At 49.8% G+C, this 24,623-nt stretch carries 26 protein-coding genes, 1 tRNA gene and 1 pseudogene; 14 read left to right on the forward strand and 14 right to left on the reverse strand.

Features of this window, described 5'->3' with window-relative positions; all coding sequences use genetic code 11:
- Positions 1–99: 99 nt before the first annotated feature.
- Positions 100–414, forward strand: a complete 315-nt coding sequence (locus ACX1DY_RS19560) for a rhodanese-like domain-containing protein (RefSeq protein ID WP_458965871.1) — start codon at positions 100–102, stop codon at positions 412–414.
- A 25-nt stretch (positions 415–439) separates the two neighbouring features.
- On the opposite strand, the gene ACX1DY_RS19565 is transcribed toward ACX1DY_RS19560, so the two are convergent.
- The 3 genes from ACX1DY_RS19565 to ACX1DY_RS19575 all read right to left on the reverse strand — a co-directional run bounded on the left by ACX1DY_RS19565 (position 440) and on the right by ACX1DY_RS19575 (position 3,377).
- Positions 440–952, reverse strand: a complete 513-nt coding sequence (locus ACX1DY_RS19565) for a shikimate kinase (protein ID WP_458965872.1) — start codon at positions 950–952, stop codon at positions 440–442.
- 150 nt (positions 953–1,102) lie between these two features.
- Complete coding sequence (gene gndA / locus ACX1DY_RS19570) at positions 1,103–2,515, reverse strand: NADP-dependent phosphogluconate dehydrogenase (RefSeq protein ID WP_458965873.1); 1,413 nt, start codon at positions 2,513–2,515, stop codon at positions 1,103–1,105.
- A 265-nt stretch (positions 2,516–2,780) separates the two neighbouring features.
- Positions 2,781–3,377, reverse strand: coding sequence for a hypothetical protein (locus tag ACX1DY_RS19575; RefSeq protein WP_458965874.1), 597 nt, complete (start codon positions 3,375–3,377; stop codon positions 2,781–2,783).
- Between the two features lie 259 nt (positions 3,378–3,636).
- Here ACX1DY_RS19575 and ACX1DY_RS19580 point away from each other — a divergent pair, with 259 nt between their 5' ends.
- On the forward strand, positions 3,637–4,260 hold the full coding sequence (locus tag ACX1DY_RS19580; protein ID WP_458965875.1) for a DUF1054 domain-containing protein: 624 nt from the start codon (positions 3,637–3,639) through the stop codon (positions 4,258–4,260).
- An 86-nt stretch (positions 4,261–4,346) separates the two neighbouring features.
- Here the strand turns inward: ACX1DY_RS19580 and ACX1DY_RS19585 are convergent, their stop codons facing one another.
- Positions 4,347–5,642, reverse strand: coding sequence for an MFS transporter (locus ACX1DY_RS19585; RefSeq protein WP_458965876.1), 1,296 nt, complete (start codon positions 5,640–5,642; stop codon positions 4,347–4,349).
- A 91-nt stretch (positions 5,643–5,733) separates the two neighbouring features.
- On the opposite strand from ACX1DY_RS19585, the gene ACX1DY_RS19590 reads away from it, so the two are divergent.
- Entirely contained in the window at positions 5,734–7,209 is a 1,476-nt protein-coding gene (locus ACX1DY_RS19590; protein ID WP_458965877.1) for an aminotransferase class I/II-fold pyridoxal phosphate-dependent enzyme, read from the forward strand.
- A 127-nt stretch (positions 7,210–7,336) separates the two neighbouring features.
- Here the strand turns inward: ACX1DY_RS19590 and ACX1DY_RS19595 are convergent, their stop codons facing one another.
- The 6 genes from ACX1DY_RS19595 to ACX1DY_RS19620 all read right to left on the reverse strand — a co-directional run bounded on the left by ACX1DY_RS19595 (position 7,337) and on the right by ACX1DY_RS19620 (position 10,714).
- A complete protein-coding gene (locus ACX1DY_RS19595) occupies positions 7,337–7,660 on the reverse strand; it encodes a DUF1292 domain-containing protein (protein WP_019911532.1) in 324 nt (107 codons plus the stop codon).
- Between the two features lie 91 nt (positions 7,661–7,751).
- The gene (locus tag ACX1DY_RS19600) at positions 7,752–8,303 is read right to left on the reverse strand and encodes a copper amine oxidase (protein ID WP_458965878.1); all 552 of its coding nucleotides are present in this window, start codon (positions 8,301–8,303) and stop codon (positions 7,752–7,754) included.
- A gap of 154 nt (positions 8,304–8,457) precedes the next feature.
- The gene (locus ACX1DY_RS19605; protein ID WP_458965931.1) at positions 8,458–8,691 is read right to left on the reverse strand and encodes a DUF3892 domain-containing protein; all 234 of its coding nucleotides are present in this window, start codon (positions 8,689–8,691) and stop codon (positions 8,458–8,460) included.
- A gap of 98 nt (positions 8,692–8,789) precedes the next feature.
- Positions 8,790–9,233: a GNAT family N-acetyltransferase gene (locus ACX1DY_RS19610; RefSeq protein ID WP_458965879.1), complete on the reverse strand. Its 444-nt coding sequence runs from the start codon at positions 9,231–9,233 to the stop codon at positions 8,790–8,792.
- Positions 9,234–9,350: 117 nt separating this feature from the next.
- Positions 9,351–9,566 carry a hypothetical protein gene (locus ACX1DY_RS19615; RefSeq protein WP_458965880.1) on the reverse strand — a complete coding sequence of 72 codons (216 nt, stop codon included), beginning with the start codon at positions 9,564–9,566 and terminating at the stop codon, positions 9,351–9,353.
- A 68-nt stretch (positions 9,567–9,634) separates the two neighbouring features.
- Complete coding sequence (locus ACX1DY_RS19620; protein WP_458965881.1) at positions 9,635–10,714, reverse strand: site-2 protease family protein; 1,080 nt, start codon at positions 10,712–10,714, stop codon at positions 9,635–9,637.
- Between the two features lie 465 nt (positions 10,715–11,179).
- On the opposite strand from ACX1DY_RS19620, the gene ACX1DY_RS19625 reads away from it, so the two are divergent.
- A complete protein-coding gene (locus ACX1DY_RS19625; protein ID WP_458965882.1) occupies positions 11,180–12,235 on the forward strand; it encodes a glycosyltransferase WbsX family protein in 1,056 nt (351 codons plus the stop codon).
- Positions 12,236–12,311: 76 nt separating this feature from the next.
- Positions 12,312–12,830, forward strand: a complete 519-nt coding sequence (locus ACX1DY_RS19630) for a class I SAM-dependent methyltransferase (RefSeq protein ID WP_458965883.1) — start codon at positions 12,312–12,314, stop codon at positions 12,828–12,830.
- 52 nt (positions 12,831–12,882) lie between these two features.
- Here ACX1DY_RS19630 and ACX1DY_RS19635 read toward each other — a convergent pair.
- Positions 12,883–12,954 (reverse strand) — tRNA-Val (locus ACX1DY_RS19635).
- 212 nt (positions 12,955–13,166) lie between these two features.
- Here ACX1DY_RS19635 and ACX1DY_RS19640 point away from each other — a divergent pair.
- Together ACX1DY_RS19640 and ACX1DY_RS19645 are read left to right on the forward strand one after the other, a co-directional pair.
- Positions 13,167–13,505: a MazG nucleotide pyrophosphohydrolase domain-containing protein gene (locus ACX1DY_RS19640; RefSeq protein WP_458965884.1), complete on the forward strand. Its 339-nt coding sequence runs from the start codon at positions 13,167–13,169 to the stop codon at positions 13,503–13,505.
- A pseudogene (locus tag ACX1DY_RS19645) lies at positions 13,502–13,662 on the forward strand (TIGR00730 family Rossman fold protein); the annotation flags it as partial. The gene ACX1DY_RS19640 and the pseudogene ACX1DY_RS19645, both read left to right, overlap by 4 nt.
- A gap of 178 nt (positions 13,663–13,840) precedes the next feature.
- Here the strand turns inward: ACX1DY_RS19645 and ACX1DY_RS19650 are convergent.
- Entirely contained in the window at positions 13,841–14,074 is a 234-nt protein-coding gene (locus tag ACX1DY_RS19650; RefSeq protein ID WP_458965885.1) for a DUF6199 family natural product biosynthesis protein, read from the reverse strand.
- Between the two features lie 263 nt (positions 14,075–14,337).
- On the opposite strand from ACX1DY_RS19650, the gene ACX1DY_RS19655 reads away from it, so the two are divergent.
- Both ACX1DY_RS19655 and ACX1DY_RS19660 read left to right on the forward strand, forming a co-directional pair.
- On the forward strand, positions 14,338–15,447 hold the full coding sequence (locus ACX1DY_RS19655; RefSeq protein WP_458965886.1) for a LacI family DNA-binding transcriptional regulator: 1,110 nt from the start codon (positions 14,338–14,340) through the stop codon (positions 15,445–15,447).
- A gap of 178 nt (positions 15,448–15,625) precedes the next feature.
- On the forward strand, positions 15,626–18,061 hold the full coding sequence (locus tag ACX1DY_RS19660; RefSeq protein WP_458965887.1) for a GH36-type glycosyl hydrolase domain-containing protein: 2,436 nt from the start codon (positions 15,626–15,628) through the stop codon (positions 18,059–18,061).
- 215 nt (positions 18,062–18,276) lie between these two features.
- Here ACX1DY_RS19660 and ACX1DY_RS19665 read toward each other — a convergent pair whose 3' ends face one another.
- Positions 18,277–20,250, reverse strand: coding sequence for a glycoside hydrolase family 127 protein (locus ACX1DY_RS19665; protein WP_458965888.1), 1,974 nt, complete (start codon positions 20,248–20,250; stop codon positions 18,277–18,279).
- Between the two features lie 130 nt (positions 20,251–20,380).
- Between ACX1DY_RS19665 and ACX1DY_RS19670 the strand changes: the two genes are divergently transcribed.
- The gene (locus ACX1DY_RS19670; protein ID WP_458965889.1) at positions 20,381–21,253 is read left to right on the forward strand and encodes a helix-turn-helix transcriptional regulator; all 873 of its coding nucleotides are present in this window, start codon (positions 20,381–20,383) and stop codon (positions 21,251–21,253) included.
- A 35-nt stretch (positions 21,254–21,288) separates the two neighbouring features.
- Here the strand turns inward: ACX1DY_RS19670 and ACX1DY_RS19675 are convergent, their stop codons facing one another.
- On the reverse strand, positions 21,289–21,501 hold the full coding sequence (locus ACX1DY_RS19675; RefSeq protein WP_458965890.1) for a hypothetical protein: 213 nt from the start codon (positions 21,499–21,501) through the stop codon (positions 21,289–21,291).
- 138 nt (positions 21,502–21,639) lie between these two features.
- Here ACX1DY_RS19675 and ACX1DY_RS19680 point away from each other — a divergent pair, with 138 nt between their 5' ends.
- The 4 genes from ACX1DY_RS19680 (at position 21,640) to ACX1DY_RS19695 (ending at position 24,574) form a co-directional block, all read left to right on the forward strand.
- Complete coding sequence (locus ACX1DY_RS19680; RefSeq protein ID WP_458965891.1) at positions 21,640–22,221, forward strand: YitT family protein; 582 nt, start codon at positions 21,640–21,642, stop codon at positions 22,219–22,221.
- A 147-nt stretch (positions 22,222–22,368) separates the two neighbouring features.
- Positions 22,369–23,622 carry a DNA polymerase IV gene (locus tag ACX1DY_RS19685; protein ID WP_458965892.1) on the forward strand — a complete coding sequence of 418 codons (1,254 nt, stop codon included), beginning with the start codon at positions 22,369–22,371 and terminating at the stop codon, positions 23,620–23,622.
- Complete coding sequence (locus ACX1DY_RS19690; RefSeq protein ID WP_458965893.1) at positions 23,619–24,095, forward strand: hypothetical protein; 477 nt, start codon at positions 23,619–23,621, stop codon at positions 24,093–24,095. Before ACX1DY_RS19685 ends, ACX1DY_RS19690 begins: the two co-directional genes overlap by 4 nt.
- Positions 24,096–24,232: 137 nt before the next feature.
- Entirely contained in the window at positions 24,233–24,574 is a 342-nt protein-coding gene (locus ACX1DY_RS19695) for an ArsR/SmtB family transcription factor (protein ID WP_458965894.1), read from the forward strand.
- The last annotated feature ends 49 nt before the right edge of the window (positions 24,575–24,623 follow it).

Below are 24,623 nucleotides of genomic sequence, written 5' to 3' on the forward strand. Positions count from 1 at the left end.
TGATATGGGATATATATTAGTGCATTGCTCAGTTTGACAGGCTAATCCGCTATTATGTTATCATGGAAGCATTCTTCTACATGAAAAGAGGTCACAACCATGAATGAGATTCCCCAAATCACAGCACAGCAATTGCGGCAGCGTCTGGAGTCAGGTGAAGACCTTGTACTGATTGACGTCCGTGAAGACGAGGAAGTCGCCTTCGGAATGATTCCCGGTGCGCAGCATATTCCAATGGGTGAGATTCCGCAGCATGCCGAAGACGAGCAGCTTCCGAAGGATACGGAGATCATCTTCATTTGCCGTTCAGGTGCCCGCAGCCAGCGTGTCTGTGAATATTTGCAGCAGTTCGACTACAAGGCATCCAACCTCAGCGGCGGGATGATTGACTGGAATGAAACGGCAGACGCTTAAGTCTACCACACATATGCTTAAAAGCTCAAACGCGGTAGTGCATTAAAATCAGCTCCGACACCTCTGCCACACTCAGCTCCGTTGTATCGACCGTGCAATGCGCGAAACGGTAAGCATTCCGGCGCTGCTCCAAAATGGCGCGAACCCGTTCCTGTGCATTGCCGGCGAGCAGCGGCCGGTTCTGATCTCCGCTGACACGGGCGACAATGGCTTCCTCAGTGGCGGTGAGCGCCACTACAAGCCCTTTTTCCAGCATAACCTCGGCATTCCCCGGTGCCAGCACCGCTCCGCCGCCTGTGGAAATAATCCGCCCTTCGCCTTCCAGCATTTCCTTCAGCACTGCCGATTCGATCTTCCGGAAGTGTTCTTCTCCGCCTTCGGCGAATATCTCCGCAATGCTCCGGCCTTCCTTCTGTATAATCACCTGATCCAGGTCAATCAGCTCATAGCCCAGTTCTTCCGCCAGCAGAGCGCCGACCGTAGACTTCCCTGTAGCCATCATCCCGACCAGAATGATGTTGTTATTGGCGTAATTCATAACGACCCTCCAACCGCGACATTTGTCATATCATAACACAGACAAGTAGAAACGGCTACGCCGTCCTACATAGGACAGGAAAAAAGCCCGAAAGCCCCTCCAGAAGCGGAAGAGCCTTTCGGGCTATGGTGTACAGCTTGCCGCCTGAGCTTATTCAGACAACCAGTTGTGGTGGAAGATGCCTTCCTTGTCCACACGTTTGAAGGTATGGGCGCCGAAGTAGTCGCGCTGCGCCTGAAGCAGATTCGCAGGCAGGCGTTCCGTACGGTAGCTGTCATAGTAAGCCAGCGCGCTGGAGAAGCCAGGAACCGGAATCCCTTGTGCCACTGCTGCGGAAATGACCTTACGCCATGCGGATTGATACGTATCCATGATGTTCTTGAAGAACGGATCGAGCAGCAGATTCTTCAGCTCCGGATTGTTCTCGTAAGCATCGGTGATGTTTTGCAGGAAACGGGAACGGATAATGCAGCCGCCGCGCCAGATTTTGGCCAGATTGCCGTATTTCAGATCCCAATTATATTCGTCGGAAGCTACGCGAAGCTGTGCAAAGCCTTGGGCATACGATACAATTTTGCTGGCGAACAAAGCTTTGCGCACATTTTCGATGAACTCGGCTTTGTCGCCCTGGAATGGCTCTGTCACTGGACCGCTCAGCACTTTGCTGGCTGCCACACGTTCTTCCTTCATAGCGGACAGGAAGCGGGAGAATACGGATTCGGTAATCATGGACAGCGGCACACCAAGATCAAGCGAGCTTTGGCTTGTCCATTTGCCTGTACCCTTTTGGCCGGCGGCATCAAGAATAACGTCTACCATCGGTTTGCCTGTCTCTTCATCGTACTGGGCAAAGATATCAGTAGTGATCTCAATCAGATAGCTGTCAAGCTCTCCGCTGTTCCACTCCTTAAAGATGCTGTGCAGCTCTTTGGCATCCAGGCCAAGCACATCCTTGAGCAAATGATACGCTTCACCGATCAGCTGCATGTCGCCGTATTCAATGCCGTTATGCACCATTTTCACATAATGTCCCGCACCGTCCGGTCCGATATATGTACAACAAGGCTCTCCGTCCACTTTGGCCGAAATTGCCGTAAGAATTGGTTCTACTAGCTTATACGCGCTTTCTTGACCGCCAGGCATAATGGAAGGTCCCTTCAGTGCGCCCTCTTCGCCGCCGGAAACACCGGTTCCGATGAAGCGGAAGCCTTTTGCCTCCAGATCCTTGCTGCGGCGGACCGTGTCAGGGAAATACGCGTTGCCCCCGTCGATAATGATGTCGCCCTGATCCAGATGCGGCAACAGCTGCTCGATTGTAGCGTCAGTTGCTGAGCCTGCCTGAACCATGATCAGAATTCTGCGCGGCACTTCCAGCGATGCTACAAATTCCTCAATGGAAAAAGTGCCCACCAGGTTCTTGCCTGCCGCTTCGTTGATGAGATCATTTGTCTTCTCTGGAGAACGGTTGTACACCGATACTGTGAAGCCTCTGCTCTCGATGTTAAGAGCCAAATTTTTACCCATTACTGCCAAGCCAATAACGCCGATTTGTTGTTTTGCCATCTGGTCCTCCACCTTTTGCATCTTATATTTTTGTGAAATCCATTTCTCGCAGTATTAGAATACCATCCTTTGTCAGGGACAGCAAAGTTCCGCCTGGGAAAAAGAGATCAAATTCATTGACAAATCCCTGCGGTAGCATGGAATTGCCCACAACGATTATTTTAACGTTTTTGCCGCCAGAAGTGAACCCCCGTGCGCAAGTTGAGAAGCAAAGTTCAGGGCACCCCGACCTGCGGGATGCCCTGGAATTCATAAACCTCTGCCTTCACCATTCAAGCATATTCAGTTCCTTAGTAAGTGAAAGGAGCCTCGCTTTGCACTGCTCGATCAGCTCCGTATCTTTAGCCTTGATGGCTTCATTCAACAGGTCGAGCTGCTCATCCACCTCTATTTTGCGGTCACGAATCCGCTCTTCCCCTTCAATGGAGTAGAACAGCTTTGTCAGCTCCTGATCGGTCAGCAGGGGGCCCTTCTGATACAGTACTCGCTGCTGATAACCGGATATTTCCACCAGACGGATCACTTCGCCGAATAATATATTCTCGATAATAATCTGGCGGTCACGGAACCGCTTCACGACGGCGTGCCCCCGCAAATCACCGATCAGCTTCTCCATCCATTCAGACAGGCGGGCATCACGGATCATATAATCTCCCACCAGCTTGTAGCCCTCTTTAATCCGCTGAAAGCGCAGCTTCACAAGCTTGCGGCCGGTGCGCACCGAAATAAGAAAAACCGTCTCATTCTCGCTCCAATAAAGGGAATAGCCTTCCTTAATCAAGTCCTTTATCAGATCCTGAATATGTTGTCTGTCAAAGCGCAGCTCCAGATTGCAATACTCGACTTCGTCGTTTTTGTTCACGGCACTCCCCCCTAACTGCTTTGCTTACGCAAGCAAGCTTCATTAGCTTAACTCAAGAAGCAGAACCGACTGCCGGACCTCCACCTGCCATATTTAATTTTGCGTTCGTCTTACACTTATTTTATACTTCATTTTATGTAGCGGTAACTTGGTTTATTGACTATTTTTACCCGTTTCACGCCACTCCCAAACGCTCTAAGCAGCTTTTACTTCAATTTTATGATTTCCATTATTATTATTTACATGAGGAGATACTGTAATGCCAATTCAAGGATTTGCCGCAGAAGATTTTGATGTATTTCAAATTGAAGGCCTGGAGCCGCGGATGGAGGCCTTGATCGCAAAAGTTCGCCCGAAGCTGCATGAGCTTGGCAGCGAGGTTGCTCCCATTCTTTCCGCGCTCACAGGAGAAGAGATGTTTGCCCATGTAGCCAAGCACGCCCGGCGCACTGTTCACGCACCTAACGATACATGGGTCGCCTGGGGACCGAACAAAAGAGGGTATAAGGCGCTGCCGCACTTTCAGGTCGGCATGTTCCACAGCCATCTGTTTATTGTCTTCGCCATCATTTATGAGAGCGCGAATAAAGTGATTTTCGCCGAGGCGCTGGACAGAAATACGGCCGACATCCAGGCGGGGCTGCCGGGTGATTTCTTCTGGTCCACAGACCATTTGGACCCACGGGGAACGCCGCATTCGGACATGGATGAGCAGGCGTTCGCCGAGCTGTCGCGCAGACTCAAGGAGGTTAAGAAGGCCGAGGTTACCTGCGGTCTGCGTATTGATAAGGATGATCCGCTGGTGTCTGATGGCGGCAGGCTCCTTGAGGTTATCCGGCAGACCTTCGGCACCTTGCTTCCGCTCTACCGCATGTCCTTCTAAGCTCCAGCAATAAAAGCCGCTGGCTTCCGGTGCAATCCCGGTTGCCGGCGGCTTCTTTTATCCTCGAATCATTCCTATCCTTAGAATCAGCTTGTCCCCGTCTTCAGCTTGGTTCTGTGGACAATCAGCAAATGCAGGCCGAAGAGCAGCACCATTACAAATGCGCTGAGCAGAAAAGGCGTGCTGTGCCCTACTGAATCCCACAGCTTCCCGGAAAGTACCGGTCCGGCTACCATACCCGAGCCCTGCAGGGTCAGGAACAGTCCCCACACCGTGCCCCGTTCTCCCTTGGGCACCTGCTTGGCCAGAAAAGCGTTCCACGCCGGCAGAATAAGCGCATAGCTGATGCCCACCAGCGCTACTACACAGAAGGCCAAAGGTAGCGAGCGTATTTGCGAGAACAAGGTCAGTGAGACGGCGGCGAGCAGAAAGCCGATATTCAGGAAGACTGTTGTACCGATACGGTCCACTAACCGGCCGGCTGGAATCAGCGCCAGTACGGTAATGCCTCCCCCGGCAATCAGCAGCAGGCTGAATTGATTGGGCGTTACATGCAGCTCTGTACGGGCAAACAAAGTCACTACCGGAGTCATGAGGCCAATGGCAAAGGCCTGCAGGAACAATGCCGGAAACAGCCAGCGGCTGACCTTCAGGGAGGTTCTAACCTGATGCAGCGTTCGCTTAAGGCTCTCAAGCGGCTTCATCCGTCTACGCACGCTCACTTGGCCCGCTTCCCCGGCCTCCTCGCCCCGCACAATCGCATGCGGCGCATGATTGCCAATTCTTGAAGGCAGCAGCAGCGCAACAGCCGCTACGACTGCGGCACAGCCCATGAGCACCAGGAACACGGCACGGTAGCTCTGTCCGCCGTGATCCATTAGGAAGTTGACCGTTATCGGGCCGACGCCGGTTCCCGCGAGCGAGGCCATCTCCACCGCCCCCATCGCTGCACCACTACTCCCGCTCTGGGTAGAGCCCGCAAGCTCGGTAATCCCGGTCATTGTGCAAGGCCACAGCGGCGACGTCCCAATGCCAAGAATAAGGCAGGCTATTGATAACCAAACCGCATCCTGCGCATAGATTATTATGCCAACAGCAACCAGAATAAGCAGCAGGGACCCTGTCATCGTCCAGCGGTATCCGATACGTTCCATCACCCAGCCTGATGGACTGCGGAAGAGGTTGTCCCCCAAATACTGCATCGCAAAAGAGAAACCGACCACCGTCACAGACAGGCCGAGGTTACTCTCCATGTATACCGGCAGCAGGGCTACCAGCAGCGATCCTTTGACGAACTCCACCAGAAAGATGATTACCCACATTTCCAATATGAACGGTGAAGCCAAATTGATATGCATACGCTGCGCTACTTTGCCAGACATTCCATCACATCCTAGTATTATGGTGATTGATTTGTTATACTGATGCTTGCTTGAAAAAATTACTCTTCACGAAAGGTTGTGACAGCATTAAATGGATCAACACGTAACTCCCCTCTTCACCGCTCTCAAAAAGCATGCCGCCGGAAATCCAGTTCAATTTCATATTCCCGGGCATAAGAAGGGGCTAGGAACCGATGCCGAATTCCGTGAGTTTATCGGCAATAACGCTCTATCCATAGATTTGATCAACATCGCACCGCTTGATGACCTTCATCAGCCTACGGGCGTGATACTGGAGGCTCAGAAGCTGGCTGCGGAGGCTTTCGGCGCCGACTATACGTATTTTAGCGTACAAGGCACGAGCAATGCCATCATGACCATGATCCTCTCTGTCTGCTCGGAAGGAGATAAAATCATTGTGCCGCGCAACATTCACAAATCCGTGATGTCGGCCATTATTTTCTCCGGAGCCAAGCCTATTTTCGTCTCACCTGTTCAGGATGAGAATCTTGGGATAGACCACGGTATAACCACCAGCGCACTCGAGAAGGCCTTAAGGCGCCATCCCGATGCCAAGGGTGTACTTGTTATCAATCCTACGTATTTCGGTGTTTGCGCCGACCTGCGTTCGATTGTCGACCTGGCCCATAGCTACGGGGTTCCCGTACTGGTGGACGAGGCACATGGAGTATTGATTCATTTTCATGAGGATCTCCCGGTATCGGCCATGCAGGCCGGTGCAGATATGGCGGCAACCAGCGTACACAAGCTGGGCGGCTCCATGACGCAGAGCTCGGTGCTCAATCTGAACGCCAAGACCGGCCTCGTCAATCCGCAGCGGGTTCAGACGATTCTCAGTATGCTGACTACAACTTCTACATCATACATTCTGCTGGCCTCTCTGGATACCTCCAGACGCAATCTGGCCCTGAACGGCCACGAGATGGCTGCAAGAACGATTGCCCTGTCCAATTATGCCCGCGATGCGATCAACGGCATTGATGGCCTGTACAGCTTCGGCAAAGACATTCTCGGCACTGAAGCCACCTTTAATTTTGACCCGACCAAGCTTAGCATTCATGTGCGCCACCTCGGTATCACCGGCTACGAAACGGAGAACTGGCTGCGCCAGAAGTACAACATCGAAGTTGAGCTTAGTGACATGTATAACATTCTTTGCCTGATTACGCCTGGAGATACACAGGAATCTGTAGATAAGCTGATCGCTGCGCTGAGAGTCCTCTCCGCCATTCATTACAGCAAGGGTGAAATCTATGAGCTCAAGGTGCAGGTTCCGGAAATTCCGCAGCTCGCACTGATTCCGCGCGATGCGTTCTATGCCGATACTCAGCTCGTTCCCTTCCGCGAGTCTGCAGGCTATATTATCGCAGAATTTATTTATGTCTATCCTCCAGGCATTCCGATACTGCTGCCTGGCGAGGTTATTACCCAGGATAACATCGACTATATCATTGATCATGTGGAAATCGGCCTGCCGGTCAAAGGCCCCGAGGACCGCAGCGTTACGAACATCAAGGTCATTGTGGAAGCCGAGCCGATCTCTTGATCGGCAATCCTTCCTTTACACAGGCAATCATACAAAAACCCGATACTGCTATAGTATCGGGTTTTGTGCATATGAGCCTCACTGCCTTGTCCAAAACAGCGCCGGCATCACTTACCTTCACTGAAATCTATTCTTGCTGGGCCAGCAGCTCATTATAAGCTTCTTCAACAGCCTTCCATTCAGCTTCATCTTCAATGTTGTACAGTACCATTTCTTCGTCCTCTTCTTCCATACGAAGAATGATGCCGTCCGCTTCAGGGTTTTCGCGTTCCAGCAGCAGGGCGTACAGTTTCTCACCTACGTCGAACGTTTCCACCAGTACCATTTCCACATCTTCGCCCTGCTCGTTCGTCAAGGTCAGCACAAACTCCTCGTGCTCATGGTCGTGATCATGTCCGCAACCGCATGCTTCCCCATGTTCATGGCCATGCTCATGTTTGTGATCGCTCATTGTAATACCTCACTTTAGATTGAATTATCCTACATTTGGTATCGTACCACGTAAGATAAGTTCAGGTCAATTTGAGGGCAGGCTGAAACGGCTATTCCAGCGCAGTGATTACTTTCTCTGACACAAGTACGTAATCGGAGCCCTTAGTTGCTTTGATATAGAAACCCACCCGGTATTTACCCGATTCTTTGAAATCGTAGGTGAATTCAGAGGTAGGGAACCAGAAATCCTCTTTCTTGGAGTTACCGAGCTCCTGGGACTGGATATCCTTCACATTGCCCGAAGGGTCCGTAATCGCGACCTTCACCGCCGCAACCTCCTCCGTTAAGCTGTCCACCTGGGTCAAGACCTTAATTTTGAGCTTGCCTACGTTCACATTTCCAAAGACGTTATCGCCCTTGAACAGAACGATATGCACATTGGGCTTAAGGATGTTCACTTTGCCTGAACCGTCCCAGCTGACAACTCCCCCCGCCTCTCTCGCCGGGATATAGGCTTTGCCGTCAATCAAATAGCCGCCATCCGCTATTTCCTTTCCGTTGCTCCATACTCTAATTTTCTGATTTACAGCGTCGGCGAACAACAATGAGCCTCCCATTAAGGAAAACACAGCCACGCAGAGAGCAATCTTTTTCCATCTCATAGCTAGAGACCCTCCAAATAATTCATGCTGTTAATATATACTACCAACTCTTTGACAAGTTGCGCAGGTGCAGGCAATTATTTCATTCCTTACACAAAAAAGACCGGACAACAGCGTCAATCTGACGCCTGTCCGGCCTTACCCTATGCCAATATCAGAATAGCGGAAGCTGATCCAGATTGTTGGTTGGATCACCATCAGCATCACCGCGAATGTGCATTTCGCCGTCCTTGCCTTTGAATACATTAACACCGGCAATTGCGCCGGCCTGGACCTCCCTCAGCGCCTGCTGGTAATCGAGCACCCGGCCCGATGAGGTCTGGAAGCGGGTCAAGTCGCCGTCACCGTTCTTTTGGACTGCTATAAACCGTTCACGTGCACTGTTCATCACTTAGGATCTACTCCTTCGCGCTTTGGATTGGCCATGATTGGCTCATTTCTAGCTTGTCCTCAGAGACGATAGAGTATGTACAGAGCACCATTATATTACAGCGCTTTCTCCATACGCACATGCAAAATACCCGCGTCATAGAACGGCTCTGTTGAAATCACTTTATAACCCAGCTTGCTGTAAAAATTCTCAGCCTGGCATTGCGCGTCAAGAATAGACGCTTCAAGGCCAAGCTCACGGGCAAGCTCCTCCAGCGCCAGCAGCAGGATTCGTCCGTACCCCTTGCTGCGGTATTCTTTGTGCACGGCAATCCGCTGCATTTTGGCCGTCCCGGCTTTATAATAAATCAGTCGTCCGGCAGCAACCGGAACACCTTCATCCAGAAGCAGAACATGATGCACATTGTCGCCAAGAACATCATATTCGTCAATCTCCTCTTCCGCCGGTACCTTCTGCTCTTCAACAAAGACCTTCATGCGGATATCCAGTCCCCACCGGAGCTGTTCCTCTGTAGTTACACGTACAATTTCAGCCGCCATTCCCCTTCGTCCCCTCTCTCTGCTATACAAAAAAAGCGATAGTTGACCCATTATACAGAACTTTCATTTTTTTGTACATAGACTGCGGGACAGCTCGGCAACCGATCTGGGAATGCTCTATTCAGCCGAGTAGACCTCTTCAGGAATAGACCTGTCGTATACATCCTGCATTACCGGTGACAGCAGGCTGCCGCTCCGATCCATTGGGGCATCCAGCCCCGTCATCCGATGGGTTTCCATATACCCCGGAGCTTGATCCTCCGCCGTGCACCCGGCTATGCCCAGAAGCAGCAGCAGACAAACTCCCGCTTCCCATAGTGATATCCTGCGCATACGCACACTCCTCCTATTTATCCAGCTTTTCACAGCTTTGACGGTTTGGAGCGTTGCTAAACGAAGGATTACAGATTTACGTTCCCCACTACATGTACTAGATACATCAGGATTCCAATACATCCCGCTAATGCAAAATAGGCTATACCGTATTTCCAGCGGGAGCTTGCCGGTACATCATAATATTTGTCGTTCTCAAATGCGGTAAATTGAACCTCACATTGCGCATTTAAGTGCAGGCCCGTTTCCGTCGTGAGGTGTTCAAGCTGAGTCAGCTTCACTTTCCCGATGATACTCTGCATAGGAAGTCTCGCTGTGCCGTAATAATCCAGGCTTTCATAATGAATACCGATATACTGCTGCCGGTCCAAATCGCTGTAGGTCGTAAAAGGCAGCTCTCTCTTGTGCTCAGGTCCCGGAATCAGATACCCTTGTTCTTTCAGATGCTCTACAGGGATCAGGAACTTAAGCAGCACCGTTCTGATCTGGCTGCTCTTGCGCCGGCTGATATATTTCTTGTACAGATCATAGGCAAACAGCAGCCAGATAATCAGGAACAGGACCGATTTCAGGAAGATGATCACTGCCAAACCGCCAATTAACCCCGCCAGCCACAGCCAGCGTGTGACCGCCGTCGCAATACGGCCCCCATCCAGCGGGTGAATCGGCAGCAAGTTCAGCAGGTTGAGCAGAAATCCGACGTAGGCCAGCGAATATAGCAGCGGGCTATGATAATAATAGGCAAACGCAAATACAACCGCCGAGCCTGCGCTCCCCAAAAGCGGACCGCCAAAAGCTACATAAGCTTCCATCTTGGCGTCGAGCGGCTGTTTTTTCATCGTGATTAAGGCCCCCAAAAAAGGGATAAACAATGGTGCGCTCACCGGAAGTCCGATCCTTTTGGCGGCAAGCACATGTCCAAGCTCATGGATAAACAGCAGCAGTACAAATCCGATTGCGAACTGCCAGGGATAGATCAGCGCATAAGCCCATACGGAAACCAGCATGGATATCAGCGGCCCCGCTATTTTTCCCAGCTTTAAGAGAGACAGAAGCGCCTTCCCCTTCAGGAGCAGCATAACCACCCCGCCGCCCAGCCATGTCAGCCCGGTTGAAGTCTTTTTCTTCTGATCATTTTGTTGCTCCAAAGTCTTAACTCCTTTATTTTTGCTTATTTATATAACTACTATATCTTCCTATTCAGTGTCACTGCAAATTCGGGTCTGTTCTCGCATTTCAAGCATTGATAAAAGCATTTACCCTCTCAAGAAACGCAGGATAAAACAACGAATAGGTTACAGCCTCCGGCAGCTCAGTAAAGGCTCTGATTTCCTCCATTTCATACTTAGGCATGGGACCGAACCTGTTAATGGTAGCCAGATAGAGCTTCCCGAAGCTTTCCGGCATGTCCTCACGGACGACCGAATAGATGCATATGGGATATAACATTTCCCATTATATAACAAAGATCATTTTGCGTCGTTATGTCGTCATCTTCAAATGCCTTATACCCCGGTTCCAATTCTTGAACACTCACATAATATATACAAATAACTACTTAACGAAGACCCCGTGCAATCCGAGGTAAGCCCTTCTTTAAAGGAGAGATATTTTTGAAACTTATCGCCTTCTATTTGCCTCAATTTCATGAGACCGATGAAAATAATCATTGGTGGGGACAAGGATTTACCGAATGGACCAATACCAGAAAAGCAAAGCCTCTATTTCCTGGGCATTATCAGCCGAAAGAGCCCTACCAGGACTATTACTACAATTTGAAAGACGAATCTGCAAGGGAGTGGCAAGCGCAAATTGCTAAGGAATATGGCATCTACGGATTTTGTTATTATCATTACTGGTTTAAGGGAAAAAGGTTTCTTCATGAACCCTTTGATGCAGTTCTTCAAAAAGGGACGCCCGATTTCCCTTTCTGTCTTTCCTGGGCAAACGACCCGTGGACAAGAACATGGACCGGTGCAAATCATGAGGTATTGGTGGGTCAGGATTACGGAGAAGAAACCGATTGGAAAGAGCATTTCGAATTTCTCCTAACAGCATTTAAAGATAAAAGGTATATCCGGGTAGAAAACAAACCTTCATTTCTTATTTATCGTCCTAACGATATTCCCGAATGCGAAGGAATGCTGGAATACTGGCAAAAATTAGCTGTGGAGAATGGGCTTGATGGGATCCATTTTGTCCAGACTTTAAATAGATTCAGCAACCCTGAGCTTAAAGGTTTCGATGCTCGTGTCCAGTTTGAGCCTGGATATACAATGTATCTAACAAATGGCATCCGTTCTATAAGAGGCGTTGATGGATATAACCAAAAATTCACTCTAATGGATTACGATAAATACTGGTCCACTATCCTGGAAAGGGAGGCCGGCAAGGATAGTGTTAAAACTTATCTAGGAGCCTTCGTCGATTGGGATAACTCCGCCCGGGTTGGAGGAAATATGCCCCTCATCTTCACCGGCGCGTCTCCAGAGAGATTTTCCTTGTATCTGACACAGCAAATAAAAAGATCTCTAGAAATAAACAGTGACCTTTTGTTTATTAATGCCTGGAATGAATGGGGCGAAGGAACATATTTAGAACCAGATAAAAAATACGGATTCCAATATTTGGAGGCCACAAAAAAAGCATTAGAAAATAACGGGTTATGAGAGGTGACCTAAAATTACTGAACATCTGCTTCCAATTAGCCAATTGTATCAGTTTATTGATTCGGTCAGCGGGTGGTTGACAACTACAGAGCAAACTGCACTTCTTCATCTGCCGGCTCTCGTTGATCATCTGGATGGGGAAATTGTTGAGATTGGTTCCTTTAAAGGGAAAAGTACTCTTGCACTCGGTTTCGGGAGCAAATGGATAAGTGAAAGGAAACGAACAATTATTTCTATTGATCCTTTTATTTCTAATGGATATTATACCGATTACTTTGATGAATTCATGACTAATATTCTGAATTTCCAGCTTGCAAACTATGTATTACCCATAAAAAAATTCAGCCATGAAGCAATACAAGATTGTCCTGAGAGTATAGCTGCCCTTTTTATAGATGGAGACCATAGTTATTCAGGCATAAAAAGAGATATGGAGTTATATGCCCCAAGAGTTGTCCGCGGAGGATTCATAGCGTTTCACGACTACACTGTATATGCTGATATTAAAAGAGCTGTTGATGAACTATGTGAGAGCAGAGAATATGTTCTTGTTTGTGATTACGATAGTTTGCGCCTCATACGGAAATTGAAATAAAAAGTATCCATAAACAAACAAAAAACCCTTGAATATCAAGGGTTTTTCTCTATAGGACGGATGGGGTTCGAACCCATGACCCCTACCCTGTCAAGATAGTGCTCTCCCGCTGAGCTACCGTCCTGCAACGAAATTCATAATACCATAGGATGTAAGGTGAACGCAATATTTTTTTGAGCAGGCTTAACAGTTCTTTTACATCCAGAAAATAAAACTTGACCAAAACAGTTAAAACACATAATCAACTGCCCCCGCCTTCACATCTAAATGGTTCTATGATAAGCTCACAGAGCAAACACGTGTTCTCTTATTGATCAGTATTATTGGAGGGTTATCATGGATATTAATGAGTTTCAGTTGTGGGTCAAGCAATATTATCAAGAGCGGGGCTGGTCTGATTTAGACATTTTTGTCCGGATTGGTTTCTTGGCAGAAGAAACGGGTGAGGTGGCAAGGGCCATTCGTGCCTTGGAAATTGGCAGGGATCGGCCGGATGAAGTTGAAGGCTCTTTTGCGGATAACAAAAATAACTTAACAGAAGAGCTTGGAGATGTGCTTGGCAATCTCATTGTTATCGCTAACAAATATGATATCTCCCTTGAGGAAATATTCCATACCCACCAGAAGAAGCTGGCTGCAAGATATTTGTCATCAAAGGAGAAATCAGGTTTATGAAGAATATAGCAGTATTTTGCGGCTCCAGTGATGGAGCACCCCCAATATATAAGGAAAGTGCCTATGCATTAGGAAAAGAACTCGCAGAACCGAATTAATTATTGTGGACTCGATGCACGAACGAAAAGCAAAAATGGCAGAGCTAGGAACCAAATACTGAAATAAAAAAAGGACCCTGCCGTTATCCGGCAAGGCCAAGTGCATACAACAGGTGTTGTGTCTACTATAACTGACAATTATTAAGGGAGTGTATGAACATCTTCATCATTTTTGATGTATAGTAAAGATATTCGTAAACGGAGGCAATGATAATGCGCCGAATCCGCCAAACAAAGCTATTTATCAAGCATAGACATCACAGAAGGCAGGATTAAGAGTGTGAGTCCGATTGCAGCTAAAATGGCTGCGCCAATTGCAGAAGCTACAAAGTAGGCTCTGGGCGGCTCCTTCACCGCTTTCCAGCCTTGGGTAATCTGCCAAAAGGAATATGGCCGGATTGCAGCATAGGCTGCTGCCGCTGTCCAAAGCACAAGAAATGCTGTGAAGACCCATGAAATAACGTTTGGCATAATTACTCCTCCTACATGTTCCTTGCAATGTAATCTCAATATAACCTCAATGGAACAATTTGTAAATCAATAATCACCCTTCCATTTTCCTGATAGTTCTTTTGTAACGCAAGCCCTGTGCTTCAGCAAGCAAATTTCTTTGCTCCGGGTAATTGATTTCTGCGAACTTTTATTTTACAATAGGCTCATAAACGCGCGTTTACAATTAGGAACGGCTACGCCGGCCTTAAAGCACGGCAACCGTTTCTGGGAGAAATATAAGGATGCTTGATGGCGTGAGCCCTATGAAGCCTTATATTTTGAAAAAAGGGGGCATTATGCGCAGCGAAGATATAGCAAAGCTCGCCGGGGTGTCCCGAAGCACGGTATCCCGCGTGATCAACAATTATTCCAACGTCCCTGAGGAGACCCGGGCCAAGGTGCTGAAGGTAATTGAGCAGCATCAATACGAGCCGAACAGCTTCGCCCGGGCTCTGGCCGGCAAGAAGACCGATACTATCGGGCTTTTCGCTATCAGCATGAACGAGAAGGAGAACACCACCCGGATCTATCAGAACAATTACTTCGCGCCTTTCGTCGATGCCGTTGTCGACACGTCGAATGCCCGCGGCTGTTATGTGCTGATCCATACCGTCTACTCTCCCGACGATTTCCTGAAGGTGAAGCAGGCTTTTCTGCAGAAACGGATTGACGGCGGCATCATCGTCGGTACCCAGAAGGATATTGATATCGTACGGGAAATGGTCAGTCTCGATTTTCCGCTCGTGCTGATTGATTACGACATTTCGGAGATTATGTCTGAGCATCTGGACCGCAATCATCTCGCTATTGTGAATTCCAAGGACTATGAAGGCACAACTGAGGCCATTGAGTATCTGATTGGCCTGGGCCATCAGGAGATCGGCATGATTTGCGGAAGAATGAATACGTACTCTGGACGGGAACGCTACATGGCATACGTGGATACGCTGAAGAAGCATGGACTGGCGCTGAATGAAAGATTCATCCTGAAGGGAGAATTCCTGAAGGATGCCGCCTATGAAGAGGTTCAGAAGCTGATTGCTTCCGGCGGACCTTTGCCGACCGCCTTCTTCTCTTCCAATGATGACATGGCTATCTCTGCAATGGAAGCGTTCTCTGAACACGGTATCTCCGTGCCTGAGGATATCTCCATTGCCGGATTCGATGATGTGCAGCTTGCTTCACGCATTCATCCCAAGCTGACCTCAGTACGTCTGCCAATTTACGAAATGTCCAAGGCCGCGGTCGAGAAAGTGATCGAGCTGTGCGATTCATCGCAGCCGACCTTCAGTACCATCAGCTTCCCGGCTCAACTGGTTGAGAGAGATTCCTGCCAGCCGCCGAAGAAGTAAAGGCTTCCTGCAAAAGATGCCGCATGCTCACCTTAGCGCTGCGCGCTTGAAGGAGCATGTGTGCTTCTCTTGGGGGAGCGGCAATTATTTATCATACCCGAGAGGCTCCCTTTTCCCCGGGGGATTTTTTCTCTGTTCTGTAAACGCGCGTTCACAATTGAAAGGAGACTATTCTCTTATGAAATTCGGAACTTTTGACGATACTCGCAAAGAGTATGTAATCAACACTCCTAAAACACCTTACCCATGGATCAACTACCTCGGCAACGAGCAGTTTTTCGGCCTGATCTCCAATACTGCCGGCGGCTACACCTTCTACCGGGATGCCCGCATGAGAAGACTTACCCGTTACCGGTATAACAATATTCCGCTGGATACCGGCGGACGCTACTACTATCTGTATGACGGCGGTGATTTCTGGACCCCGGGCTGGATGCCGGTCAAACGTGACCTTGATTTCTATGAGTGCCGTCACGGTCTCGGCTATACCTCCATTACCGGCGAGCGCAATGGCATTTCCGTGAACCAGCTTGCTTTTGTACCGATGGGCCACAATGCCGAAGTGCATCGTCTGGTGGTTAAGAACACCGGCTCCGCGAAGAAATCCGTGAAGCTGTTCTCTTTTGCCGAATTCTGTCTGTGGAACGCCCAGGATGATATGACCAACTTCCAGCGCAATCTCAGCACCGGCGAAGTTGAAGTGAAGGATTCCGTTATTTATCACAAAACCGAATACCGCGAGCGCAGAAACCACTACGCCTTCTATTCTGTAAACAAAGCTATCGACGGCTTCGACACCGACCGCGAATCGTTCCTCGGCATGTACAATGGTCTGGACCACCCGCAGGCAGTTGCTGCAGGAGAGGCCACCAATTCCGTAGCGAGCGGCTGGTCGCCGATTGGCTCCCATGCTCTGAACATCACGCTGGAACCGGGCGAAGAGCAAAGCTTCATCTTCGTACTCGGCTATATCGAAAATCCGGAAGATGAGAAATGGGAAGCGCTGAACGTTATCAACAAAAAACCGGCGCTTGCTGTTATCGAACAATTCGCTACAGACGCTCAAGTGGATGCTGCCCTGGCTGTTCTGGCTGCACACTGGGATAATCTGCTGTCCAAATACCAGATTCAAAGCGGCGACGAAAAGCTTAACCGCATGGTTAACATCTGGAATCCATACCAGTGTATGGTTACCTTCAACATGTCCCGTTCCGCTTCTTACTTCGAATCCGGTATTGGCCGCGGTATGGGCTTCCGCGACTCCAACCAGGACTTGCTCGGCTTCGTGCACCAAATCCCAGAGCGCGCCAGAGAACGTATTCTGGATATCGCTGCTACCCAGTTCGAAGATGGCAGCGCGTATCACCAGTACCAGCCGCTCACCAAAAAAGGCAACAACGAAGTCGGCTCCGGCTTCAACGATGACCCGCTCTGGCTGATCTCGGGAACGGCTGCCTATATTAAGGAAACTGGCGATTATTCGATCCTGGATGAGCAGGTTCCGTTCGACAGCAACCCGGATAACACTGCTACCCTGTTCGAGCACTTGAAGCGCTCCTTCGAGCATGTTACCAATAACCTCGGACCTCACGGCCTGCCGCTGATCGGACGCGCGGACTGGAATGACTGCCTTAACCTGAACTGCTTCTCCACTGAGCCGGGCGAATCGTTCCAGACTACTGAGAATATCGCAGGCGGCGTAGCGGAATCCGTATTTATCGCAGGTCTGTTCGTCTTCGTTGGACCGGACTATGCGGAAATCTGCCGCATGCGCGGACTTGACGATGTGGCAGCAGATGCTGTAGCCAAAATCGACAACATGCGTGAAATCACACTGACCCATGGCTTCGACGGCGACTGGTTCTTGCGCGCTTACGACCACTACGGCGACAAGATCGGCAGCAAGGAAAACGAGGAAGGCCAAATCTTCATCGAGCCGCAAGGTATGTGCGTAATGGCCGGTATCGGTGTTGAAGATGGTCAGGCCGCTAAAGCGCTGACTTCCGTACAGGAACGTCTGGATACTAAATACGGTATCGTATTGCAGCAGCCTCCTTATTCCAAGTACTATCTGAACCTCGGTGAAATTTCCACGTACCCTCCGGGCTACAAGGAAAATGCTGGTATTTTCTGCCACAACAACCCTTGGATCATGATCGCCGAAACCGTGCTGGGCCATGGCGACAGAGCCTTCGAAGTGTACTCCAAGATCGCTCCTGCTTACCTGGAGGATATCAGCGAAGTGCACCGCATGGAACCTTACGTCTACTCGCAGATGATCGCCGGTAAAGATGCCGTGCGCCACGGGGAAGCGAAAAACTCCTGGCTCACCGGTACAGCCGCTTGGAACTACGTGGCTATTACCCAGTCCATTCTGGGCATCCAGGCTGACTTCGGCGGCTTGAAGGTTGATCCTTGTATCCCTGCCGCATGGGACGGCTTCGAGATCACCCGCGTCTTCCGCGGCGACACTTATGTCATCCAGATCAAGAACCCGAACCATGTCTCCAAGGGCGTGGCCAGCCTGACACTCGACGGCGCTGCTGTAGATGGCAATGTCATCGCTCCTGTCGGCGACGGCGCTGTGCACCATGTCGTTGTGGAACTGGGCTAAACTGCTGCTACGTAAGCACTGTGTATAGAACGGCTGATTAAGCAATAAAGCATCGGGTCTCGTCTTTGTAAAAGGACGGGGCCCGTTTTTGTAAATAGCATTTGGCATTCTCGCAAAAAAGCCACCCGGTCGTCCGCTGCTGCAACGGTGACGGGTGGCTCTATTTAATATTATGGCTGCTCAACCTCACAGGGTCCAAGGAAAGGCACTACAGCTTATCCCCTGCCCTCCGGTATCCACACCTTCATCTCACCGCTGCCCCGGTTGCCCCATAGATAATAAGGCACGGCAGTCACCTTGACAGCTTCCAGCGGCGCCTTCTCCCTGCTGTAGAGCTGCTCTCCGTTCCAGCCCTCCTGATTCACACGGAAGCCCGTTCCTTCAACCACAACGGCTCCGCCAAGCATGGACCTGTCAAAGATCTCTGTGAACGCCCCTGCTTCACTCAGCGTAATCGAGCTCAGCGGCGTGCCGTTGTCCACACCCTCCAGGCAGTAGACCAGCGGTCCACGCTGGATAGCCGTCTTCTGGGCATCCGCCCGCAGATTCGGATGGGCATACACGCGGTGCGCTTCCATCGGCATAGACACTTCGATGATATCTCCGGCATTCCAGACTCTGCGGATCACACGATAGCCCTGCTCCACCCCTTCAGACAGCTTCAGCACTTCACCGTTGACTCTGATCTCCATACCCTGGCTCCAGGAAGGAATGCGCAAAGCGATGCCGAACTCCCCTGCCTGAGCCGGATTAACCTTAAATGTGACCGTACCTTCCCACGGATAGCTGCTCTGCTGGCTGACGGAAACCTCCGCCCCTCCCAGTGTTGTCTTCAATTCACTGCCGATATACAGGTTAGTGTAAAGCGTGTCACCGTGAACCGTATAGATATACTGGTTCAGCGAGGTAAGCAGCCGCGCCACATTCGGCGGGCAGCAGGCGCAGCCGAACCAGCCCTGGCGCTCGGACTTCACATGATGCTTATCCGGATTGCAGGTGCAGGCCTGCGGCCATACTTCCAGCGGATTCACATAGAAATAGTGTTTGCCGTCCTGCGCCATAGAGCCCAGCACATTGTTATAGAGCGCCCGCTCCATCACATCCGCATAGCGGGCATCCGGGGCCAGCTCCAGCATCCTCCGGGCAAAAAAGATCAGGCCAATCGAAGCACAGGTCTCCGCATATACCGTATCGTTAGGCAGATCGTAATCGAAGGTGAAGGCTTCGCCCTGGTGAGTGGAACCAATGCCTCCGGTAATGTACATCTGCTTGCCCGTCATATTGTCCCATAATCTTGCGCAAGCCTCGCGCAAGGTTTCATCCCCGGTAAGCGCTGCAAGATCCGCCATCGCTGTATACATGTAGACTGCACGGACGGAATGCCCAACCGCCTCGTTCTGCTCCCGTACCGGAAGATGTGCTTGAAGATATTTCAGTTCAATGCTGTTTGTAGGAATTCCGCTCCAATGCGTGATCCGGCCCCGCGACTCCCATTCCTCCCGCAGATAATTAGGCTCCTGGCCTCTCTGGTTGATGAAAAAGCTGCTGAGCTTCAAATACTTCTCTTCCCCTGTCAGCCGGTACAGCTTAACTAGTGCAAGCTCAATTTCCTGATGTCCGTCATAGCCCTTTAGCTTGCCTTCCTCCGGTCCAAATACGGAATCAATATGGTCCACCATCCGCCGCATGATCTGCAGCAGCTTATCCTTGCCGGTAGCTTCATAATAGGCGACTGCGGCTTCAATGAAATGACCCGTGCAATACATCTCATGGCAGTCCTGCAGATTGGTCCAGCGTTTGCCCGGCTCCTTGATTGTAAAATAAGTGTTCAGATACCCGTCCGGCTGCTGCGCTTCGCCGACCAGATCAATCACCGCGTCGGCCTTGGCTTCCAGATCAGGATCGCGTTTGATGCTCAGCGAGTAACCCACCGCCTCCAGCCACTTAGCTACATCGCTGTCCTGAAACACCCAACCGTGAAACTCCCCTTCTCTCCGGCCTGCGGCGATCTCGAAATTGGCGATTGCGCGGCTTGGCTCCGCTTCAGGCACCCGGTCATGCAGCGCCTCATATTGGTAAGGAATAACCACATCCTGCACCAGCCGGATATAGCGCCCCCAGAATTCATCTTGAATGGTTACGGACGGATGCCCGTCTGCCGCTTGCTTAAGTTCGCTTATTTTATTCATGTTTTACTTCTCCCTTCATGTTCATTTCACCCTCGCTATTTGCAATTATAGACGGTAAAATAAATAAAAAACAGAATCATAAGCAACCCTGTTTTTGTATTATTTCACACTGGCCGGAAAGGAGCAGCCTATGTCATTCATCCCGTCCTATATTCATCTGGCGGCGCCGCCGTTCCCGTATTTCCTGGAAGGCGACCGCACCGTCTATCAGCCTGGAGATCAGCATCCGAGCCGCAACCGCATGGGCAGATTCGATCTGCTTATTGTTGAACAAGGCTGTCTCTTTATCGGTGAGGAGCATAAACAGTGGGCGGTGCCGGCCGGGCATACGCTGCTGCTGCTCCCTAACCGCTACCACTACTCGGTCAAGCCCTGCGAGGAGACGACCTCCTTCATATGGATTCATTTTCACACGGTTGGGGAATGGATTGAGGCGGAGGGAGATCCGGTGTATGCGGACCGCGAAGAGCATTTCAAGCAATTTCTCACACATCCTTATACCATCCGCATTCCGCAATTTGGACCGCTTCCGGACCCTTTCGAGCGGAGCGGCCAGGCGGAGCTGCTGCTGCAGCTCGGCCGGGGCCGGCGCTCCAGTGCGGTATGGCAGCAGCAGCGGATTTTTGAGGAAATGCTGCGGATGATGGATCTTGCGCAGCAGGATGCTGCGGGGAGCCATGCCGTGGAGATTGCCGAGCAGACGGAGGCCTATCTCCGCAATCACTACGCAGAGCCGCTGACCAACAGCATGCTGGCCGATGAGCTGCATTTTCACTACAACTATCTGGCCCGCTGCATGAAACGTGTCTATGGGCTGACCCCAATGGAATATTTGACCGATTACCGTCTGGAGCAGGCCAAGCTGCTGCTGCTCAAGACAGAGATTTCTATCGCAAAAGTTGCCGAGCGGACCGGCTTTGAGAGTACCGCCTATTTCTCTCGGCGTTTTGCCCTCAAGGTTGGCATCTCCCCGCTGCGTTTCCGCAAGCGCTACTCCAGGTGAAGATGCCTCTGAAGCTCTGCGGGGGTTGTACTGCACTAGCCTTGTATCCCGCCAACCCGGAATTCGTGCAACTCCCTATTGTAGGATAACCCCCGGATACGGACGGAATTCGGCGTATAGGCTCTGATCGGTCCTCCAGGCTCCACAATCCCCGCTCCGCTTTTTACGGCCACTGTTACATTGACTTCCGACAGCGCAGCCGCCAGCAGCTCCATGTCGCTCTCCAGCACTTTATAGGTAAAGCTCATTTCTATCACTCCTGCCCGTAAGCATACCAACTTAAATCAGTTTCATTCTGCGCAAGCAGGATTTTTTGCCTTTCAGCTATTTTTTTCCATCCAGTTGCATATTCATTAAGACATGCCTCACTTTTGGAGATGTTGAATATGCGCTCATATCCAAGGTACGCCATTATTCTACTGGCAAGCCTGCTGATTGCTGCAGGAACGAACTTCTTCCTGGTGCCTTACAAAATACTTGATGGGGGAATTATCGGCATCGCTCTCATAATTAATTATATATCCGGGGCAAAAATCGGACTGGCCATTGTCCTCTGCAGCCTTCCGATCTTTCTGCTTGCCTGGCTTAAAGAGCGGGATGTCTTTTACAACAGTGTGCTGGGCCTGATCGTCTCCTCATTCCTGATTGAGTTCCTGGGACCGTTTCAATACCACTTTCTCTACTATGTTGAGCTTGGCTCTATCTCCAGCGCGATTATCGGGGGATTTCTGATGGGAAGCGGTCTTGGGCTCATGCTGCGCTTCAAAGCCAGTACCGGCGGGACGGATCTGCTGGCCAAGTTCATTGGGCGTTACATTCCGCTGAATGTCGGGGTCATTATTTTTCTGACGGATGCCATCATTATCGGCGCAGGCGGGCTGCTGATCTCCAAGGAAACCTTCTTCCATTCCATTCTGACCATTCTCTCCGGCGGTGTGGCAACCGGTCTATGCACCCTTGAAAAATAAAACAATCAATCAAATTACAAAACATTCCTGTATACAGAACATCTGTTCTGTATATATTATTAAATACATCCCTTTACCCATCAAGAATTTTCAACAGAGGGGGCTTCCGTGCCAGGGAATTCAATACTACAAGCTGGTGATTCGGATATGTCAAAAGTCATCTTTCTCGTGGACGGACAATCTTTTTACGCCTCCATTGAAAAAGCAGCTCATCCAGAGTATCAAAACAAACCGGTAGCCGTTGGCGATCCGGCGCGTAAATCAGGGATTATTTTGGCTGCCTGTCCTCTAGCCAAAGCCAAAGGTGTTACAACCGCTTCGCGGGTAGGAGAAGCCTTGGCTCTCTGTCCTGATCTAGTGGTCATACGCCCTAGAATGCAGCGGTATATCACGATTTCCATATTAATTACGCAGATATTTGAATCAATAACTGATCAAGTTGAGCCCTACAGCATTGATGAACAATTCCTGGATGTAACAGGTTCTGCCGCTTTATTTGGGTCCGTTGATGAAATTGCCCATTTGATTCAGTCACACGTGAAATTATCTACTGGTGTATGGTCCAGAGTCGGGATTGGTCCTACAAAAATTTTAGCCAAAATGGCGACCGATAATTTTGCAAAAAAAAGAAATGACGGTGTGTTTAAGCTGGGATTTGAGAATATGGAAAGGGATCTATGGCCGTTACCCGTTCACCAAATGTTTATGGTTGGCTCCCGCATGACTATGCATTTTCTCCGGATGGGTCTGACGACCATAGGTGACGTGGCCCGCTTGGAGTTAGGCGAGTTTAAGCAACGAATGCGCAGAGAGTTTCGAAAGCAATCAGATATTCAGTCGGAATACTACTGGCAGATCGCGAACGGAATTGACTCCAGTCCCGTAGTCTCCTCCATTCGGGGCGCTCTCAAATCCATAAGCCATGGGAAAGCCTTAAGAAGCAGCTTATATGGACGGTTGGAGGATATTGAAGTTGTCTTGCTTGAATTAGTCGTGGAGGTCTGCCGGCGGGCACGCAGGCACGGTTATCAAGGCCGGGTGGTGTCTGTAGGAGCTGTGGAAACGGATGGAGAAAAAGCCTCGTCGTTTGGCCGCCAGATGACGCTGCAACAGCCTACATCCTTAACACATGAAGTTGCCCAGGCAGCCCGAAAGCTTTTTATTGATCACTGGAAAGGGTTGCCGATAAGTCATTTGCATATTTCGTTAACGCAGCTCTCGGACGACAGTATTTATCAGCTGACCTTGTTCGAAGACAGAAATGCTGCCTATGCGCTTGAGCGGGCTACTGACTATATTACGGAACGATACGGCAGCGATGCCATTATGCGGGCCTCTTCTTTGCTGGAGGCCGGCGTAGCGCGGGAACGGGCAGGCCAGATTGGAGGGCATTATAAATGAGCAAACTCGACGGGAATGAGAGATGGAAATCAAAGATGCTTTTAACGGATCATCAGGAGCAATATGAGAACAGAAATAAAAGTCTGCAGACAGGGAGAATAACGACGGAAGAACTGACCATGATTCGGGATGCCATTATGTTCCCCTATATGCTGACCATGTGCGATAAAAGTTTACAGGACCTTCGGAACTCAACACATTTGTTTAAGCAACTTTTTGAACAAATCATTCAATTCATAATGAATTGCATCACTAAAGATTTATCCAAGGTCAATCGGGAACTACGGCAACGGAATATCAAAATTTTCAGCGATGAAATGAATGACGGGATTATTTATCATCGTTATGTTTGCCGCGGCTATGAAGACCGGTTTGGCATTGTCAGAGAAGTACTACGGTCTGAGATTAGTATCCAATTTACAAAATACGCAGCGCGTATTCTTTCGCAATTAAAAAGCGGGCAGTCTATTTAGCTAGGTGTGCAAGAGTTCGGTACTCCGTAGCCGCTGAGCTAGGTAATACGAAATATCGGCATTATCTCTGCCTACCGAATTTACCGTTGCATATATAAGCGTATCATTATATATTTATATTGCGAGGAGGGTATGTGATGACGATTAACTCAATACCGACCATTGAGGATGTTTCCCAAATTTTAAAGTTGCTTGGAGACAAAACCCGGCTGACCGTAATCAAACTATTGGAGATACGGGAGTGCTGCGTGTGTGAGCTAGTAGAAGTCCTTAAAATCAGCCAACCTGCTGTAAGTCAGCATTTACGGAAGCTGAAAGATGCGGGTTTGATTAAAGAAAATCGGAAAGGTCAGTGGATATACTATTCGCTGAATCCAGTGTATACGCACTGGGAATTGGTGCAGGATTTGTTTAAGCATGTCCCTTCCCAGGAACAAGAATTGAAGGCGCTGGAGAAGAACGGAATTTGCTGTGATTGAGGGTTACAGAACCCAGGTGGTTCAATGATTGAAGTAAGTTAATAAGGAG

Source organism: Paenibacillus sp. BAC0078, assembly GCF_054483875.1.